At 65.3% G+C, this 17,742-nt stretch carries 15 protein-coding genes; 8 read left to right on the top strand and 7 right to left on the bottom strand.

The genetic code is table 11. The features are described from left to right. Positions 1 to 403 precede the first annotated feature (403 nt). Positions 404 to 1,063: an NADPH-dependent F420 reductase gene (locus P0D80_RS06350; RefSeq protein ID WP_408282141.1), complete on the bottom strand. Its 660-nt coding sequence runs from the start codon at positions 1,061 to 1,063 to the stop codon at positions 404 to 406. A 133-nt stretch (positions 1,064 to 1,196) separates the two neighbouring features. On the opposite strand from P0D80_RS06350, the gene P0D80_RS06345 reads away from it, so the two are divergent. From P0D80_RS06345 to P0D80_RS06330, 4 genes are all read left to right on the top strand, one after another. After that, the gene (locus P0D80_RS06345; RefSeq protein ID WP_408282139.1) at positions 1,197 to 2,093 is read left to right on the top strand and encodes a LysR family transcriptional regulator; all 897 of its coding nucleotides are present in this window, start codon (positions 1,197 to 1,199) and stop codon (positions 2,091 to 2,093) included. Between the two features lie 307 nt (positions 2,094 to 2,400). After that, complete coding sequence (locus tag P0D80_RS06340) at positions 2,401 to 2,973, top strand: DUF2760 domain-containing protein (protein WP_408282136.1); 573 nt, start codon at positions 2,401 to 2,403, stop codon at positions 2,971 to 2,973. Beyond that, on the top strand, positions 2,970 to 4,829 hold the full coding sequence (locus P0D80_RS06335; protein WP_408282133.1) for an Hsp70 family protein: 1,860 nt from the start codon (positions 2,970 to 2,972) through the stop codon (positions 4,827 to 4,829). Before P0D80_RS06340 ends, P0D80_RS06335 begins: the two co-directional genes overlap by 4 nt. Next, the gene (locus tag P0D80_RS06330; RefSeq protein WP_408282132.1) at positions 4,826 to 7,669 is read left to right on the top strand and encodes an Hsp70 family protein; all 2,844 of its coding nucleotides are present in this window, start codon (positions 4,826 to 4,828) and stop codon (positions 7,667 to 7,669) included. Before P0D80_RS06335 ends, P0D80_RS06330 begins: the two co-directional genes overlap by 4 nt. Here the strand turns inward: P0D80_RS06330 and P0D80_RS06325 are convergent. Continuing rightward, a complete protein-coding gene (locus P0D80_RS06325) occupies positions 7,666 to 8,046 on the bottom strand; it encodes a hypothetical protein (protein ID WP_243658147.1) in 381 nt (126 codons plus the stop codon). The two genes, P0D80_RS06330 and P0D80_RS06325, sit on opposite strands and share 4 nt — an antisense overlap. Positions 8,047 to 8,260: 214 nt before the next feature. Beyond that, positions 8,261 to 9,043 carry a glucose 1-dehydrogenase gene (locus P0D80_RS06320; RefSeq protein ID WP_408282129.1) on the bottom strand — a complete coding sequence of 261 codons (783 nt, stop codon included), beginning with the start codon at positions 9,041 to 9,043 and terminating at the stop codon, positions 8,261 to 8,263. A 128-nt stretch (positions 9,044 to 9,171) separates the two neighbouring features. Here P0D80_RS06320 and P0D80_RS06315 point away from each other — a divergent pair, with 128 nt between their 5' ends. Continuing rightward, on the top strand, positions 9,172 to 10,080 hold the full coding sequence (locus P0D80_RS06315; RefSeq protein ID WP_408176608.1) for a LysR family transcriptional regulator: 909 nt from the start codon (positions 9,172 to 9,174) through the stop codon (positions 10,078 to 10,080). A gap of 13 nt (positions 10,081 to 10,093) precedes the next feature. On the opposite strand, the gene P0D80_RS06310 is transcribed toward P0D80_RS06315, so the two are convergent. Beyond that, positions 10,094 to 11,125 carry a sensor domain-containing diguanylate cyclase gene (locus P0D80_RS06310; protein WP_408282125.1) on the bottom strand — a complete coding sequence of 344 codons (1,032 nt, stop codon included), beginning with the start codon at positions 11,123 to 11,125 and terminating at the stop codon, positions 10,094 to 10,096. A 255-nt stretch (positions 11,126 to 11,380) separates the two neighbouring features. On the opposite strand from P0D80_RS06310, the gene P0D80_RS06305 reads away from it, so the two are divergent. Both P0D80_RS06305 and P0D80_RS06300 read left to right on the top strand, forming a co-directional pair. Then, positions 11,381 to 12,604, top strand: a complete 1,224-nt coding sequence (locus P0D80_RS06305; RefSeq protein WP_408282124.1) for an amidohydrolase family protein — start codon at positions 11,381 to 11,383, stop codon at positions 12,602 to 12,604. Positions 12,605 to 12,668: 64 nt separating this feature from the next. Continuing rightward, positions 12,669 to 13,565: a LysR family transcriptional regulator gene (locus P0D80_RS06300; protein ID WP_408282121.1), complete on the top strand. Its 897-nt coding sequence runs from the start codon at positions 12,669 to 12,671 to the stop codon at positions 13,563 to 13,565. A 36-nt stretch (positions 13,566 to 13,601) separates the two neighbouring features. On the opposite strand, the gene phnX is transcribed toward P0D80_RS06300, so the two are convergent. Further along, the gene (gene phnX / locus P0D80_RS06295) at positions 13,602 to 14,405 is read right to left on the bottom strand and encodes a phosphonoacetaldehyde hydrolase (protein ID WP_408176603.1); all 804 of its coding nucleotides are present in this window, start codon (positions 14,403 to 14,405) and stop codon (positions 13,602 to 13,604) included. A gap of 12 nt (positions 14,406 to 14,417) precedes the next feature. Beyond that, on the bottom strand, positions 14,418 to 15,650 hold the full coding sequence (locus tag P0D80_RS06290) for a 2-aminoethylphosphonate--pyruvate transaminase (protein WP_408282118.1): 1,233 nt from the start codon (positions 15,648 to 15,650) through the stop codon (positions 14,418 to 14,420). A gap of 119 nt (positions 15,651 to 15,769) precedes the next feature. Between P0D80_RS06290 and P0D80_RS06285 the strand changes: the two genes are divergently transcribed. Further along, on the top strand, positions 15,770 to 16,654 hold the full coding sequence (locus P0D80_RS06285) for a LysR substrate-binding domain-containing protein (protein ID WP_408176600.1): 885 nt from the start codon (positions 15,770 to 15,772) through the stop codon (positions 16,652 to 16,654). Between the two features lie 61 nt (positions 16,655 to 16,715). On the opposite strand, the gene P0D80_RS06280 is transcribed toward P0D80_RS06285, so the two are convergent. After that, the gene (locus P0D80_RS06280; protein WP_132374366.1) at positions 16,716 to 17,462 is read right to left on the bottom strand and encodes a glucose 1-dehydrogenase; all 747 of its coding nucleotides are present in this window, start codon (positions 17,460 to 17,462) and stop codon (positions 16,716 to 16,718) included. Positions 17,463 to 17,742: the final 280 nt, after the last annotated feature.

Genomic DNA, 17,742 nt, shown 5'->3' with positions numbered 1-17,742 from the left:
GGCACACTGGTGTGCAGCGTGGGCGACTTACGCTTGCGCATCTCTCCCGGCATCTCCCGGCTGGGAAAAAACCAGGCAAGCGAGTTAAGTATAGGAATGTTGACTATCTCCTTACAAGCGGAGCGTTGCCGTGCCTGGCATTGGCGCGCTGGCGCTCTGCTCTCGCGCGTATTTCGATCCGATCTTTCTGCGCCGCATTGCTATCCGCGCTTGAAGATGGCTCGGGTCGCGGGGCGAGATCCGGCGTGACGGGCTCTTGCAGTGCGCGCGATACCAGCGGCCAACAACGCCAGGGGCGCAAGGCCAGCGACGACGCGCACGAGGACAGCTACGCGGTCCATGGTATGCGCGCCGCGATTCACACCGACGCTCCAGTTTCCAAAACAATCGGCGACAACGGCAATCAATGCCGCCACGATCCATGCGGCAACTCCACATCCCGCTGTGCCGCGGCCAATCCCTCCAGCATGCCGGCGTGGTCGAACGGAATGCAATACACCGGCTTGGCGCGCTCGAAGCGCCAACTGTCCGCCAGCGCGCCGGCATCGACGGGATCGAAACCGAACTGATCCAGCAACCCGCTCACGACGCGTTTGGCGTGCTCGTCGTCACCGGCAAATGGCAGCGCGCGGCGCTTCGGCGTATGAGGCGCTAAGCCATCCGTTTCGAGATCCCTCGCCAGAATCGCGTTGAAGGCTTTCACCACGCGAGCGCCAGGCAAGGCGGCAGCAAGCATCTGGCTGGTGGTCGTGGCGTGACTGTCGAGCGCCTCGATCCGGCCGTCGCGCTCGGGATAGTGATTGCACGTGTCGATCACGATCTTGCCCTCCAGCGCCGCCGCCGGCAGCGCGTCGATGTTGCCGAACGGCACGGCGACCACCACCACCTCGCCGAACGACGCCGCCTGTTGCGCCGTACCGACCGCGCAGCCTATCGCGGCAGCCGTGCTGATCAGAGTCCGCGGATCGCGGGAATTGCTGATCATGACTTCGTGACCGTTCTGCTTCGCCAAAGTCGCCATCGCGCGGCCGATAAAGCCCGCGCCGAGAATGCCTATCTTCATGTTTCACACTCCATGCATGTCCGAGAATCACTCCGCCGAGCACCCGCCCGACGGTGAGAACCACTATGATTCAAAACTTCAACGGAATAAATGTCCGCAATTCGACGACTGTCGAAAGCAGGAGTGGGGAATCATGGATCGGCTGACCAGCATGGCAATCTTCGTCAAAACGGCGGACAGCGGCTCGTTCGCCGCGGCGGCGCTCGCGTTCGGCATCTCGTCGCAAATGGCCGGCAAGCATGTCAGCACGCTCGAAGAGCGCGTCGGCGCCCGTCTGCTGAACCGCACCACGCGCCGCCAGAGCCTCACCGAGATCGGCCAGATCTTCTACGAGCGCTGCAAGGCTCTGCTGGCCGACGCCGCGGCAGCCGAGTCGGTGGCCCAGGAACTGTCGGCGTCGCCACGCGGACGCTTGCGTATTACCGCGCCTGTCACGTTCGGCGCCTGCTGTCTCGCGCCGATGATCACGCGCTATCTGAAAGCACATCCTCAGGTGCGGGTCGAGTTGACGCTGACCGACCGCTTCGTCGATCTGATCGACGAGGGTTACGAGGCTGCGATCCGCCTCGGCGCGCTGTCGGATTCGTCGCTGATCGCGCGGCCGTTGATGCCTTACCGCCTGGTCGCCTGTGCGTCGCCCGGCTATCTGGCGGAACGCGGCGAACCGCGCACGCCGCAAGAACTGACGGCGCACGAGTGTCTGAGCTTCCTCTATACGAGCATGCCGGCCGACACCGCATGGCGTTTCGCCGACGCTCAGGGCGAGCACGTGGTGCCGATTGCCGGCCGCTTCGAGGCCAATGACGTGAAGGCGCTGCTGGCCGCCGCGCTCAACGGCGGCGGCGTGATGCTCGCACCCGAAGTGGCGGTCAGGGACGAACTCGCGGCCGGCCGCCTCGTGCGCTTGCTGTCCGGCTATGAGGCCACCGCGCGGCCGATGCATCTGGTATTCCCCGCCAGCCGCGTCACGCCGAAACTGCGCGCGTTCATCGACCAGGTCGTGGCCGAATTCGGCCCGCACAACGCGTGAACAACGTGCAAAAGTGCCGCAAGCAAATGCTTGCCACACGCCCGTGACAACCCGCCAATCTCGCCGCATTGCCCGTTAGAATGGGCGGCTTTGCCCGCTTCGGACGCGCCACAAGGCAAAATACGGGTTTTGCGCGCGCAAGCCGCGCCGCGCATCCGGCCAAATCAGATGCCGGCGGCACGCACGCCGCCGGCCTTCGCAAACTCGCACGACGACGGCCCGCCCAAGCCCTGCGCGGCTTGGCGGCCGATCGCGTGCGGCGCAGCCAGGACAGCTCGTCCTTTAACAGAGCACCTCAGGAGCATTTATGACCGATTCGAACCCATCCTTCCTCGGCAGGATTTACCTGGCCGTGGGCACGTTCTTCCGCATTCTCGGCGATGGCGAATTCGCCGCCGGGGTCTTGCGTTTGCGTGACGGCGGCGTGACCGCCAGCGCCGCGCCCGCCCCGGCTCCCGCTCCGGCACCCGCACCACAGCCGGCGCCCGTGCTGAAGGAAGCGAGCCCCGACGCCGCGTTGCAACTGCTCGGCCTGCTGCAACGCGACGCGCGCTTCATCGATTTCGTCGAGGAAGACATCAAGAGCTATAGCGACGCCGACATCGGCGCGGCGGCGCGCCTCGTGCACGACGGTTGCCGCGCGACGCTGCGCGAGCACTTCACGATCCGCCCCGTGCGCGACGAAGCCGAAGGCAGCCGCGTCACGCTGGCCGAAGGTTTCGACGCCGCTTCGATCCGCCTGACCGGCAATGTCGTCGGTAAGGCGCCGTTCAACGGCAGCATCAGCCATCGCGGCTGGCGCGTCGACGAAGTGCGTCTGCCGAAACTCACGGACAGCCACAACGCGAAAGTGATCGCACCGGCTGAGGTGGAGCTATGAGCGACGCACGCCAATCACGCTACGCCATCGGCATCGACCTGGGCACCACGCACTGCGCGCTGTCCTACGTGGACACCACCGCCAGCGACGGCGAAAAGACCGCGCAAGGCGTGCTGCCGATCGCGCAACTCACCGGCCCCGGCGCGATCGACAACCTCGATCTGCTGCCCTCGTTCCTCTATCTGCCGCATCCGGACGAACTCGCCTCGGGCGACCTCTATTTGCCGTGGACCGGGCAGCGCGAATTCGCGGTCGGTGAATTCGCCCGCAGCCGCGGCGCGGCCACGCCGATCCGGCTGGTGTCGAGCGCGAAGAGCTGGCTGTGCCATCCAGGCGTCGACCGGCGCGCGGCGATTTTGCCGAACGACGCGCCGCCTGAAGTCGCGCGCGTCTCGCCGCTCGAAAGCTCGGTGCGTTATCTGACGCATTTGCGCGAAGCCTGGGACCACGCGCATCCCGATGCGCCGTTCAGCGAGCAGGACATCACGGTGACGATCCCCGCATCGTTCGATCCGGCCGCGCGCGAGCTGACCGCCGAAGCCGCCGAGGCCGCCGGCTTCGGCCGCATGACGCTGCTGGAAGAACCGCAAGCTGCGCTGTATAGCTGGATCCAGAAGAGCGGCGGCGACTGGCGCAAGCAGGTCAAGGTCGGCGACATCATCCTCGTGGTGGATGTGGGCGGCGGCACGACCGACCTCTCGCTGATCGCCGTGATCGAGCGCGAAGGCAACCTCGAACTGCATCGCGTGGCGGTCGGCGAACACATTCTGCTCGGCGGCGACAACATGGACCTCGCGCTCGCGCACGTGGTCGCGCGCAAGCTGGCGGCACAAGGCACCCAGGCCGACGCGTGGCAACTGCGCGCGCTCACCTATGCATGCCGCTCCGCCAAGGAAACGCTGCTCAGCGATCCAGCCACCGACACCGTGCCGCTCGTCGTGCCGAGCCGCGGCTCGAAGCTGATCGGCGGCTCGATCCGCACCGAGCTCACGCGCGCCGAACTGACCCAGACGATCCTCGAAGGCTTCTTCCCGCAGGTGGACAGCGCCGCGCGTCCGGTGAGCCGCGCGCGTGCCGGTCTGACGCAGCTCGGCCTGCCGTATGCGCAGGACGCGGGCATCACACGGCATCTGGCGGCGTTCCTCGGCCGTCAAGTGGGCGCGCTGGCTGAACTCGCAGGTGTGAGCGGCATCGCGACTGCGGAGAATGCGAGCTTCCTGCATCCGACGGCGGTGCTGTTCAACGGCGGCGTATTCAAGTCGCCGCTGCTGGTCGAACGCATCATGAGTACGCTCAACAACTGGCTCGCCGCGGAAGGCGCGGCGCCGGCACGGCTGCTCGAAGGCGCCGATCTCGATCTCGCCGTGGCGCGCGGCGCGGCCTATTACGGTTACGTGCGACGCGGCCGCGGCGTGCGGATTCGCGGCGGCACGGCACGCGCGTACTACATCGCGATCGAATCGGCGATGCCCGCCGTGCCCGGTCTCGAGCCGCCCATCCAGGCGCTGTGCGTGGCGCCGTTCGGGATGGAGGAAGGCACCGATGCCGAACTGCCCGCGCAGGAATTCGGGCTGGTGGTCGGCGAGCCGGTGCACTTCCGTTTCTTCGGGTCGTCGGTGCGTCGTCAGGATCAGGTCGGCACGCTGCTCGATTTCTGGGGCCCGGAGGAATTGCAGGAACTCGAAGAGATTCAGGCGACGCTGCCCGCCGCCGGCCGCACCGCCGGTGAAGTCGTGCCGGTGAAGCTGCATGCGCGCGTCACCGAGGCGGGCACGCTCGAACTCGAAGCCGTGCCGCGTGGCACCGACGAGCGCTGGAAAGTCGAGTTCGACGTGCGCGGCAACGCGCATGCATGAATGAGATGAAGCGGTACAGCGTCGGTATCGATCTCGGCACCAGCAACACGGTGCTCGCCTATGCGGAGGCGGGGTCGCAGTCGATCAGCGTCTTCGAGATCGAGCAACTGGTGAGCCCTGGCGAAGTGGCCGCGCGGCCGCTTCTGCCCTCGGTGCGCTATCACGCGGCGCAAGGCGAACTGAACCCCGGCGATCTGCAATTGCCGTGGTTCAGTGCGAATCAAACCACCGCGCAAGCGGACGCGCAGCCGGTCGTGATCGGCCGGCTCGCACGTGTGCTGGGTGCTCAGGTGCCCGGCCGATTGGTATCGAGCGCGAAGAGCTGGCTCTCGCATGCGTCGGTGGATCGCACCGCGCCGATCCTGCCGTGGGGCGCCGCCGACGACGTCCGCAAAGTCTCGCCGGTCGAAGCCAGCGCGAGCTATCTGGCGCACGTGCGCGCGGCCTGGAAGCAGCGTTTTCCGGACGCGCCGCTCGAACGCCAGGACGTGGTGCTCACGGTGCCGGCGTCTTTCGACGAAGGCGCGCGAGCGCTCACCGTGGAAGCCGCCCGCATGGCCGGCCTGCACAACCTGAAGCTGCTGGAAGAACCGCAAGCGGCGTTCTACGACTGGCTGTTTCATCATCGCGAGCGGCTGGCAAGCGAGCTCGCGGACACGCGGCTCGTCCTGATCTGCGACGTCGGCGGCGGCACCACCGACCTCACGCTGATCGAAGTCAGCCTGCGCGACGGCGAGCCGCAGCTCACGCGGATCGGCGTGGGCAATCATCTGATGCTTGGCGGCGACAACATGGATCTGGCGCTCGCGCATCTGGTGGAAGCACGGCTGCCGGGCGCGAACCCGGCGGGCGAACGCACGCGCCTGTCGGCGGCAAGCCTGTCGCAACTGGTCGAGCGTTGCCGCAATGCCAAGGAACAGTTGCTCGGCCCGCAGGCGCCCGACTCCACCTCGATCACGCTGCTCGGCGCCGGCTCGAAGCTGATCGGCGGCGCACGCACGGCGCAGGTCACGCGCGAGGAAGTCGAGCGGATCATCGTCGACGGCTTCTTTCCGGCGGTGGCTTCGCATGAACGGCCGGGCAGACCGCGTGGCGCGATCGTCGAATTCGGCCTGCCCTATGCGACCGATGCCGCGGTCACGCGTCATATCGCGGCGTTTCTAAGCCGCTTCGCCGCGCAGTCGCGTAAAGCGCTGGGCGCCGAGTCATCGGGTTCACCAGACGAAGACGCGTTGCCCGCGCCCGACACACTGCTCTTGAACGGCGGCGTGTTTCGAGCCGAAGCGCTCACGCAGCGTCTGGCCAGCACCTTAGGCACGTGGCGCGGCGAAGCGCTCAACGTGCTGCACAACGACAACCCCGATGTCGCAGTGGCACGCGGCGCGGTCGCCTATTCCCTCGCGCGCGCGGGCAACGCGCCGAAAATCGGCGGCGGCGCGCCGCGCAGTTACTTCCTCGTGCTCGACGAGACCGGCGACGGCAAGCAAGATGCCGAGCCCGTGCAACGCGGCATCTGTCTGCTGCCGCGCGGCACGGAAGAAGGCCACGAGATCCTGATCGCGGATCGCACCTTCGCGCTGCGGCTCGGGCATCCGGTGCGGTTTCACCTCGTGTCGTCGAGCGCGGATACGGTGTATCAACCAGGCGAGTTGATCGATCTCGCCGGCGGCGACTTCGTCCGCTTGCCGCCAATCGCGACCATCGTGCAGCCGCGCGGCGCGAGCAGTGCGCGTGAGACCGCGGTGCAGATCGCGACCTCACTGACCGAAGTGGGCACGCTCGAAGTCCACTGCATCGAACTCGACAATGCCGCGCAGCGCTGGCTGCTCGAATTCCAGTTGCGCCGTGAAGGCGCGCAAGTGAACCTGGCGGGCGACGCCGCACCGGCCCGTCATCCGGCGCTCGACCAGGCGATCGAACACATCGACCGTTGCTTCGGCTCGCGCGCGCAGAAGGTCGATCCAAAAGAAGTCAAGCGCCTGCGCTCGCAACTCGAACAACTGCTAGGCCCGCGCGAAACCTGGAACAGCGCGTTGCTGCGCGAACTGTTCGGCGCGCTGTGGGAACGCGCGCGACGTCGGCGCCGCTCGGCGGATCACGAGCGCCTCTGGCTGAATCTGGCCGGCTATTGCGTGCGGCCGGGCTTCGGTTATCCACTCGACGAATGGCGCGTCGAACAACTCTGGTCGCTGTTCGACGACGGCATCCAGTACGTCAACGAGAGCCAGGTCTGGTCGGAATGGTGGACGCTCTGGCGCCGCGCCGCCGGCGGACTCGACGAGAGCGCGCAATTGCGCGTGCTCGACGCGATGGCGTATCTGCAAGGCGCCGCGCAATCGCGTCACAAGCTGCCGTTCGACGTGGCGAAAACCGGCTTCACCGACATGGTTCGGCTAAGCGCATCGCTCGAACGGATTCCCGTCGAGCGCAAGATCGAGCTCGGCGAATCGGTGCTGATGCGTCTGAAGAAACCCGCTGAAAATCATCAGAGCTGGTGGGCGGTCGGCCGTATCGGCGCACGGCGGCCGTTTTACGGCAGCGCGCATAGCGTCGTGCCGCCTGAGATTGCCGGAGCATGGCTTAACGCAATCCTCGCGCTCGACTGGAAGAAGGTCGATCCTGCCGCGTTTGCCGCCGTTCAGATCGCTCGCATGACCGGCGACCGCTCGCGCGACTTGCCCGAAGACTTGCGTCTTGCGGTAGTGCGCCGGCTCGAAGCGGCCAACGCGCCGCGCGCGTGGATCACCATGGTGAGCGAGAGCGTCGAGCTCGATAACGCCGACGAAGGCCGCGTGTTCGGCGAGTCGCTGCCGGCGGGACTGAAGCTGATCGCGAATTAAGGCTCGCGCGACTTGGGCAGATCGAAACTCAGTACGGCTTCCGCCGCGAGCGTGTCCTTGCGATTTTTGAGGCTCTCCGCGAGCAGGTCGCGGAATATGAGCAGTCTGTCGGCGCCATGCTGCGCGCGAAATTCGTTCAAGACTTCGGCAATGGCGGCCTGTTGCGTCGCCGGCGTCAACGTGCTGGCAATGTACGAACTGCCGCGCGCCAACTCCATCATGTAAGTGGTTCTGCAGAGTGCCTTCTCTGTCTCTCGAGCGGATTTTCGTCCGTTACGCATCGTTGTTTTTCTCGGTTGTCTTTTTCGTTGAGCGTACAACCAGCAGCTCTCATCTGCCGGCGAGGCCAAGCGTTCTTGTGCTTCGGCCTGACGCAACCATCTCCTCCTATCTGAGCAGTTGAACCTTAAGAGAACCTTATGCGTGACGGACAAAAGCTACGCGGACGCATTGATTGGATACACGCCACCGATTCGCTTAATGCGTATCGGTATGTTTTTCTGAATGCACGTGGCGCGTTGCCTCTTCACACGCAAAAAAGGCCGGAAAACCGGCCTTTTCGTCTGACAACTCGACGATTGCCTGGTAGTACTACACCTGCGCCATGCCGCCGTCCACAGCCATTTCGATCCCCGTGATGAAGCTCGCGTCGTCGGAAGCGAGGAACGAGACGGCCTTGGCGATCTCGTCCGGTTCGCCGACGCGCCCAAGCGGCGTGGTCTCGCTGGCCTGCCGGCTGAAGGCGTCGATCTGCTCGTCGCTCATACCGAGTTCGGATTTGTAGGCCGGCGTGACCACTACGCCCGGCGCCACCACATTGACGCGAATCCCGCGGCCCTTCAGATCGGTCGCCCATGTGCGGGCGAATGAACGCAGCGCGGCCTTGGTCGCGGCATACACGCTGAAGGCCGGCATACCCTTGCTTCCGGCGATCGAACCCGTGATGACGATCGCGCTGCCTCGCCGCATCAACGGCAAGGCATTCTGCACCGTGAACAGCGTGCCTTTGACGTTGATGCCGAAGTACTTGTCGAACTGCGCCTCGGTAATCGCGCCGAGCGGTGAAAACTCGCCGCCGCCCGCATTCGCGAACAGAATGTCGAGCCGGTCGTGGGCTGCCCGCACCGTGCTGAACATCCGGTCGAGGTCGGCGGCTGACGAGATGTCCGCGCGAATCGCGACCGCGCCGTGGCCGATCCGCTCCACCGCATCGTCGAGTTCCGCCTGACGCCGGCCGGTGATGTAGACGGTCGCGCCTTCCTGAGCGAAACGCGTTGCGGCGGCGAGGCCGATGCCGCTGCTGCCGCCGGTCACCAGCACGATCTTGCCGGCGTGTTTGCGGGGATTGACGTTTTCGAGTGTGGATTGATTCATGAACTGCTCCTGTGTGTGAGGTCGGTTGACCATGACGCCCAGCTTATTTCATGCACACAGGGAGATAAATATGTATCCTGTGGTTTCTTTATTCGCAACTGTGGATAATCGACTCGAAGGGAGCCCACATGGATCACTTGCAGGCTATCCGCATCTTTGCGCGGGTGGTGGAAACCGGTGGCTTCGGCCGTGCGGCGCAGTCGCTGCAGATGCCCAACGCGACGGTCAGCAAGTGGGTCAAGTCGCTCGAAGATCACCTGGGCGTGAAACTGCTTGAACGCAGCACGCGCAGCGTCAATGTCACGACGGACGGCACGGCGTATTACGAACGCACGCGGCACCTGCTGAGCGAACTCGACGATATCGAGGCGACCTTGGGTCGCGACCGCGCAAGTCCGCGCGGCGTGCTGCGGGTCGATACCGGCGGCTCGACCGCGAGCGGCATTCTGATTCCCGCGCTCCCCGAATTTTGCGCGCGCTACCCGGACCTTCAGGTGCGCTTGAGCGTGACGGACCGTACCGCCGACCTGATCGCGGAGAACATCGACTGCGCGATTCGCAGCACGGCGGATGACCCCGCGTTGGTGACACACGCCATCGGCGCGCTACGCTGGACGACTTGCGCGAGCCCGGCGTATCTGGCCGAACATGGCGCGCCCTTGCACCCGCGTCAGATCGTCGACGACCGGCATGCGGTGGTCGGTTATTTTTCGGCGAGCAGCGGATTCGTGCAGCCCTTGCATTTCCTCAAGGACGGCGAGCCTCTCGTGCTCGACAACGTCCGCAATACAGTCATGGTGAGCGAGAGCAATGCGCATCTGGCCACCGCGCTCGCGGGACTCGGCATTGTTCATACGTTGGATTTCATGGTGCGGCCGGCCGTGGAGCGCGGCGATCTCGTGCCGATCCTGACGGACTGGCGGCCCGAGCCGCTGCAGGTTTATCTCGCCTATCCGCCGAGCCGCCGTTACAGCACCAAACTTCGCGTGTTCGCCGACTGGGTGAGCCAGCTCGGCGCGCTGCACGAGACTCCCTGAACGCAGAGGCGGTCTACGCCATCGTCACCTGGTTTCGACCGCCATGTTTCGATCGATACAGCGCCCGGTCCGCGCTCGCGAAACCCTCGCGATGCGCCGGCCGTGACGTTTCGCTGATGCGCGTCAACGACGCGCCCACGCTTACCGTCACCCTGCCGAGCGGCGACGCGCGATGCTCGATCGCCAGATCCACCACGCCCTGGCGCAGCGTGTCGAGCGTGTCTTCGAGCGCTGCGTGCTCCGCTTGCAACACCAGCAGGCCGAACTCCTCGCCGCCCATGCGCCCGACGATGATGCGTTCGCCATCGGCCGCCGCCTGCATCACCGAGGCTACTTTGCGCAGGCATTGATCGCCCGCCTGGTGGCCATAGCTGTCGTTGTACTGCTTGAACCAGTCCACGTCGACCACGACCGAGCCCATCACGTCGCCGTCCTGCGCCTCTTTCCAGCGACGCGTGATGCTCTCCAGCAGGAAACGGCGGTTGTACAGCTGTGTCAGCGGATCGATCGCGGTGGCCGTGCGCATCTTCAGATCGTTCTCGATCATCGCGCGCAGGTGGTAGAACACGCCGCGCTGCCCCGCGTCGAGCCGGCCGGGCGACGGGTCCATCGCGCACAACGCGCCGACGATCTCGCCATTGGGCGCGCGCAACGCAATCGCCGCATAAAAGCGCACGAAGGGATGCCGCTGCACCAGCATGCATTCGCCGAAACGCGCGTCGTCGTGCGCATCTTCGATGACGAACAGCTCCTCGTCGCGCACGGCATAGTCGGCGAGCGAGCGGGCACGCGTGACGAGCGGCATCGCCATGCCGACCTCGGCGCGGTAATGCTGGTACTCCTCGTCGAGCAGCGTGATCGCGGTGATCGCCGCGCCGGTCACGCTCTTGAGAATTTCGGCTGCGTGGGTGAAGCATTCGCGCATCACCTGATCGTCGTGCAACAGCCATTCGATGACCGACGATTCCACCTCGGGTTCGCCGGCGGCGGACGAATCGAACTGCATGCGGCTGGACAGACGGTCGTTACTGAAGGCGAGTTGCACGGCTGGGTTCCAGAATGTAATTAGCTCGTGTCAACGGCACCAGCACGCGAAACTTGAGCGGCCGTGGAGCTTGTCCGCGCGCAAGCCAGAGCCGGCCGTGCGGATCGGCGTGTGGCGCCAGGAAGTACAATTCACCCGCCGGTCACGCGCCGCCCGCGTTTGCTCAAAAAACAGGCGGCACGTCCTTTTCAACAGACAATTGCATACGCCTTCGCCGCGCTTTGTTCAAGCACGCGACGCGGCCGACCTGTTCTCATGACGACAACCGCCCAACACCGCCCGACGAGCGCCTTGCTCATCACCGACGTCCGCCTTCGCGACGGCTCCCAAGTCGACGTTTCGATCGCCGACGGCCGCATCGCCGCAATTGGCGCGGGTCTGCCGCGCGAGCCCGGCGTGACGCTCGAGGACGGCGCGGGCGCGTTGCTGCTGCCGGGTTTCGTCGAAGGCCATACGCATCTGGACAAAACCAACTGGGGCATGCGCTGGTATCGCAACGAGGTCGGGCCGAAGCTGACCGACCGCATCGAAAACGAACGACGCTGGCGCGCCGGGAGCGGCCATGACGCGGGCGCGCAGTCGCTCGCGCTCGCGCGTGCGTTTCTGCAGGCGGGCACGACGCGCCTGCGCACGCACGTCGATATCGACACCGACGCCGGCCTGCGTCATCTGGAAGGTGTGCTTGCCACGCGCGACGCGCTGCGCGACGTGCTCGACATGCAGATCGTCGCGTTTCCGCAATCGGGGCTGCTCGGCCGCGCAGGTACGGATGCATTGCTCGACGGCGCGTTGAGCGCGGGCGCCGATGTGCTCGGCGCGCTCGATCCGGCGTTGATCGACGGCGATCCGGTGGCTTCGCTGGATGTGACGTTCGGGCTCGCGGACCGTCACCACAAGCCGATCGACATTCACCTGCACGAGCCCGGCGAAATCGGCGCATTCACGCTCGGCCTTCTGCTCGACCGCGTCGCCGCGCTCGGCATGCAAGGCCAGGTGGTGGTCAGTCACGCGTTCTGTCTCGGCGCGCTGCCCGAGCGCGAACGCGACGCGTTGCTCGAGCGCCTCGCCGATCTGCGCGTTGCGCTGCTGACCACCGCGCCCTCTTCGACGCTGGTGCCGCCGCTCAAAACCTGCCTTGAAAAAGGCGTCACGCTATTCGGCGGCAACGACGGCATTCGCGATACGTGGACGCCTTACGGCTCGCCGGACATGCTGGAGCGCGCGATGCTGATCGCGATGCGCTACGGCCTGCGCCGCGACGACGATCTCGCGCTCGCCTTCGACTGCGTGAGCAGCACAGCCGCGCGCGCCTGCGGGTTCACGGACTACGGCCTGCACGCCGGCGCGCGCGCCGACCTCGTGCTGGTCGATGCCGACACGCTCGCACATGCGCTCGTCGCGCGGCCGCCGCGCAAGCTCGTGGTGGCCAACGGCCAGACCGTCGCACGCCACGGCGCGGCGCCCGAATCCCTGAATTGAACACGACGGCGGCGCGGCTGCGCGCACGCGCCACGTCACCCGCTACAACGTATTTCGCATTCACATGATCAATCTCTTTCAGGCCATGCAGGCGTTCGTCAAGGTCGCCGACGCGGGCAGCTTCGCGCAGGCCGCGGAGCAACTCAGCGTCTCGACCTCGGTGGTGACGCGCCACGTGTCGAGCCTTGAAAAGCATCTCGGCATTCGCCTGTTCCAGCGCACCACGCGCAAGGTGGTGCTGACCGAAGCGGGCGCAGAGTATGCCGACGGCTGCCGCCTCCTGATGGCCGAACTCGAAGAAGTCGAATCGCGCGCGACCACCGCATCGAAAGAAGTCGCGGGCGATCTGCGCATCGTGGCGCTGGGCAGCTTTTCGCTAGTTCGCCTCACGCCGCTGTTCGCGGAGTATCAGGCCAAGTTTCCGCATGTGAATCTGCGGGTCACGCTCACGGAAAAACGTGTCGACCTGCTCGAAGGGGGTTTCGACGTCGGCATCGTGACCGAGCACATGATCCGCTCGGAGTCGCTGGTGGTGCGCCGCCTGATCAATTCGCACGCGGTGCCGGTGGCGTCGGCCGCTTACCTCGCCCAGGCGGGTCATCCGAAAACGCCAGCCGACCTCGCGCGGCATCGGGTGATCACCGCGCCGCTCGATACGAGCCCGCAGACCTGGGTGTTCAGCAAGGGTGACGCCGGCGAAGAGAGCATCGCGCTCGATGCGTCGTTCACGGTCAACAGCATGATCATGCAGAAACAGGCGGCGCTCGGCGCGATGGGCATCGCGCTGCTGCCGCTGGAGATGGTCAATGACGAATTGCGCGCGGGCACGCTGGTGTGGATTCTCGACGACCACGCCGTGCTCAACGGCGACGTGGCGGTCTCGCTCGTGTACCCGAGCCGGGAGTTCGTGCCGCGCAAGATCCGGGAGTTTATCGATCTGGCGGTGGGGTTTTTCGAGTAATTCGTTAGAGAGAGGCGTCTGAGGCCTCTCTCCTGATCAAGGCCGCTCGCCGCGCGCGAGGCGCGCCTCGATGTCGTACACCACCGGCATCAGATCCGCGACGCTGTCGATCACATAATGCGCGCCTGCCGCCTGCAGCTTCTCGATCGCCGCCTTGCGACGCCATGCGAACTCATCCGGCGCCAACGCCTTGACGTCGTCTTCGGCCATGCCGAAAGCGTTGCCGCTCACCGCGACTCCGACCGCCCACGTGCCGCCGTTGATGCCCTCTTCGATGCCGACCTCGGTGTCGTCGACCTTGATCGCATCTTTCGCGCGCCAGACGCCCAGTTCCGGCAACGTCTTGTAGATCATGTACGGCGACGGCCGCCCTTCCGGCGTATCGCCGGTGCACACGATGCTGTCCGGCGAGAAACCCTGCGCCGCCGCGCCCGGCAAGATCTCGGCCATGATTTCGCGCGTGTAGCCGGTGGTCGTGCCAATCCTGATGTCGTCGCCGCGCAGCGCGCTTGCCACCTCGGCCACGCCCGGAATCACCGAGCTGTAGCTCGCCGCCACCGCGATGTTCTTCGGCACGAATACGTCGTACACGGCGTCGATATCCGCTTCGCCCGGCGCGTGCCCGAATTTGTCAGCCCAGGCTTGCGCGACGCGCGGCAACGCCATCAGTGCCGCGATATGCGGGCGCTTGGCCATGCCCATCGGGCCGCGTGCTTCATCGATCGTGATCGACACGCCGAATTGCTCGAATGTCTCGACGAAGGCACCCATCGGCGCCAGCGAACCGTAATCGACCACCGTGCCGGCCCAATCGAAAATCACTGCTTTTACGTGTTTCATTGACTTCGTTCCTCAGGCCGCATCGGCCAATGTCTTGCGTTCTTCGATCGCAGCCGCCGGCGGGGCGGCGTGCTCGACGCCCATCGTCCGCAGCGAGTTGCCGCACGCTTCGACGACGCGGCGCATCACGCGCTCATCCACCTGGCCGATGCAGCCGATACGGAAGCTGTCCACCACCGTCAACTTGCCCGGATAGATGATGAAGCCCTGCTCCTTCATCAATTCATAGAAGCGCTCGAATTTGAACGACGGATGCGCCGGCGCGAAAAACGTCACGATGATCGGCGAGCGCCAGCGTGCGTTCAGCAGCGGCTCGAAGCCGAGTTCGTGCATGCCGGCCACCAGCACGTCGCGATTGTTCGCGTAGCGCGCGAGACGTCCGGGCTGGCCGCCTTCGAGTTTGTGCAGACGCAGCGCCTCGATAAACGCGGCCACGGTGTGCGTGGGCGGCGTGAACCGCCACTGGCCGGTGCGGTTCATCACGTCCCACTGGTCGTAGACGTCGAGCGAGAGCGAGTGACTGCGGCCTTGCGCCGCCAGCAACGCGCTCTTGCGGGCGATCACGAAACCAAAACCAGGCACGCCCTCGATGCACTTATTCGCCGACGACACGAAGGCCTCGCAGACAATCTCGCGCACGTCGAGCGGCACCGCGCCGAAGGCGCTCATCGAATCGATCAGCAGCTTGCGGCCCTTCCTCGCGGTGGCGGCGGCGATTTCCTCGATGGGATTGAGAATCCCCGAACTGGTCTCGCAATGCACGGCGACCACGTGCGTGATGCCCGGATCGGCGTCCAGCATGCGCTCCACTTCCGCGCCGCGCGGCGGCAGGTAATCGCCCTTGTCGAGCACCGTGCAGGCGCGGCCGAGATAGCCGAGCGTGGTCGCAATGCGCTTGCCGTACGCGCCGTTGGCCAGCACGAGCGCGTGGCCGTCGCGCGGAATCAGACTGCCGAGCATCGCTTCGACGCAATAGCTGCCGCTGCCTTGCAGCGGCACGCAGTCGTATTCGCCGGCGGTGTCACCTGCGATCTCCAGCAGGCTGCTGCGCAGCAGCGCGGTCATCGCGCGGAAATCGCCGTCCCACGAGCCCCAGTCGCGCAGCATCGCTTCCTTGGTCGAGAACGCCGTGGTGAGCGGCCCCGGCGTCAACAGGTACGGCTCGCCTTTGGCCGGTGCCGCATACGTCACGGTGGAAGAACTTGCGGCGTTCACGGCTGGGGAGCGGTCGATCACGCTGTCCATGGTCGGAATCTCCGATATCGCTGTTTCGGTGACTCACACAGTACAGAAACGCGCAGCATCGGTAAAATCGATATAATCGATGCAGGTATCGCAATAACTTATAGCTCGGCGAGGCACACGTGCAATACGCGCAATTGCGGGCGTTTCATGCGGTCGCGGAACATGGCGGGTTTTCCAAAGCGGCGCAGGCGCTCTCGCTCACGCAGCCGGCCGTTTCGGATCATGTGCGGCGGCTGGAGCAGGATTACGGCGTCAAACTGTTCGAACGCGGGCCGCGCGGCGTCGAGACCACCGAACTCGGTCTGCGCCTCTTCAGCGTGACACGGCAGATGCTCAGTTGCGAGCGCGACGCGCGGCAACTGCTCGAATCGGCGGGCGGCCTCGAATCCGGCTCGCTGTCGCTGGCCGCGGACGCGCCCGATCTGGCGGTCGCGTTGATCAGCGCATTTCGCAAGCTGCATCCGGGCATCGTCGTGACGCTGTCCATCGCCAACGCCGCGGACTGCATGCAGCGCGTGCTCTCGAGCGCCGTCGACGCGGCCATTACCGCCGCGCCGCAAGTGCACAGCCGCCTGGAGGCGCGTGTATTGCGGCGCGATCCCCTGGTCGCGATGGTGCCGGCGAGCTATCCGGTGGCGAAGAAGCGCAAGCTGAGCTACACCGAACTGGTGCAGCAGCCGATGATTTTCCGCGAGTCGCAATCCGTTACGCAGCAGTTGCTGGAGATCGAACTGGTGCGCGAATCGCTGCAGGTGGAACCGGTGATGTACGTGGACGGCCGCGAGGCGCTCGAAGAAGCGGTCGCGCAAGGCATGGGCGTCGGCGTGATCGCGCGCGCCGAATTCAACGAATCGCGGCGGATCAGAATGATTCCGCTACAGGACTGTCAGGTGCGGATGATCGAATCGCTGACCCGACTCGCCGAGCGGCCAGGATCGAATCTGCTGGACGCGTTGTTCGCGGTGGAGTTGACCAAGCCTGCGCCTGCTACGCCGGCTGGATAAAACGAAAAGCCGCCCGGCAGGCGACGCCTGCGGGCGGCTTTCTTTCTTCACGCCAAACCGCTTAACGCGATCCACCGCTCGCGATCAGGCTTTCACCCGTCAGCCAGCGCGCGTCGTCGGAGGCGAGGAAGGCGACGACATCGGCGATATCGTCAGGCTGGCCGATACGGCCGAGCGGCGTCGTGCTGACGGCCCACGTTTCAAAGTCGGAACCGATGATGCCGCCGCTATGCGTGCCTTCGGTTGCAACCATGCCCGGATTCACCGAATTGACGCGGATCTTGCGCGGGCCGAGCTCACGTGCAAGCACGCCCGTAATACCGTCGACGGCGCCCTTGGTGGCGGTATAGACCGCGCTGCCCGGCGGCGTGATGCGGCTCACCACCGAACTGATATTGACGATGCTGCCGCCTTCGCCGAGATGCTTGACCGCTGCCTGCGTGGTCAATAGCAGACCCAGCACGTTGACGTTGAAGTGCTTATGGAAATGCTCTTCGGTGATCTCTTCGATCGGCGAGAATTCATACACGCCCGAGTTGTTGACGAGAATGTCGAGACGGCCATACGTTTCCACAGCCGTGTCGATGATGCCTTGCGCGTCCGCCGCTTTCGACACGTCGCCTGCAACGGCCACGGCCTTGCCACCGGCGGCGGTAATCGCTTCGACCACGCCGTCCGCGCCCGCCTTGCTCGACGAATAGTTCACCACGACTGAAGCGCCTTGCGCCGCCAATGCCTTGGCGATCGCCGCGCCGATACCTTTCGATGCACCGGTTACGACAGCAACTTTACCTGTGAGTTTGCTCATGATCGATTCCTTTAAATGGGATTGGCGCCGACGCTGTCGCGAAGATTCGCGGGCTGCGGTGGAAATGCACTGGCGCTGACACTGGTGACAATGTAGGCATGTCGGCCGTAGGGATAAAGCGGCTGAAGGCGAATAGATACGTCGGTTGAGCCGAACAATCGGAAGACAGGTGACGCGGATAGCTCGAAGGCTCGATGCGAGTGGCGGCGTCACCCGCCAGCGCGAACGGGGGATCGCGAGTAAGCGCGCGCATAAGACCGAACGGTGCTCTCCCCTTGTC

Source organism: Paraburkholderia sp. RL17-373-BIF-A (genome assembly GCF_046030175.1).
GTDB lineage: Bacteria > Pseudomonadota > Gammaproteobacteria > Burkholderiales > Burkholderiaceae > Paraburkholderia.
Note: the sequence above shows the minus strand (reverse complement) of the source record. Positions and strands in the feature narration are given on the sequence as shown.

Bases quoted from the DNA above. Each gene is read 5' to 3' on its own strand.
- P0D80_RS06340 (WP_408282136.1), top strand. From the start codon at position 2,401: ATGACCGATTCGAACCCATCCTTCCTCGGCAGGATTTACCTGGCCGTG.
- P0D80_RS06350 (WP_408282141.1), bottom strand. From the start codon at position 1,063: ATGAAGATAGGCATTCTCGGCGCGGGCTTTATCGGCCGCGCGATGGCG.
- phnX (WP_408176603.1), bottom strand. From the start codon at position 14,405: ATGAAACACGTAAAAGCAGTGATTTTCGATTGGGCCGGCACGGTGGTC.
- P0D80_RS06335 (WP_408282133.1), top strand. From the start codon at position 2,970: ATGAGCGACGCACGCCAATCACGCTACGCCATCGGCATCGACCTGGGC.
- P0D80_RS06345 (WP_408282139.1), top strand. From the start codon at position 1,197: ATGGATCGGCTGACCAGCATGGCAATCTTCGTCAAAACGGCGGACAGC.
- P0D80_RS06320 (WP_408282129.1), bottom strand. From the start codon at position 9,043: ATGAATCAATCCACACTCGAAAACGTCAATCCCCGCAAACACGCCGGC.
- P0D80_RS06305 (WP_408282124.1), top strand. From the start codon at position 11,381: ATGACGACAACCGCCCAACACCGCCCGACGAGCGCCTTGCTCATCACC.
- P0D80_RS06315 (WP_408176608.1), top strand. From the start codon at position 9,172: ATGGATCACTTGCAGGCTATCCGCATCTTTGCGCGGGTGGTGGAAACC.
- P0D80_RS06300 (WP_408282121.1), top strand. From the start codon at position 12,669: ATGATCAATCTCTTTCAGGCCATGCAGGCGTTCGTCAAGGTCGCCGAC.
- P0D80_RS06280 (WP_132374366.1), bottom strand. From the start codon at position 17,462: ATGAGCAAACTCACAGGTAAAGTTGCTGTCGTAACCGGTGCATCGAAA.
- P0D80_RS06290 (WP_408282118.1), bottom strand. From the start codon at position 15,650: ATGGACAGCGTGATCGACCGCTCCCCAGCCGTGAACGCCGCAAGTTCT.
- P0D80_RS06330 (WP_408282132.1), top strand. From the start codon at position 4,826: ATGAATGAGATGAAGCGGTACAGCGTCGGTATCGATCTCGGCACCAGC.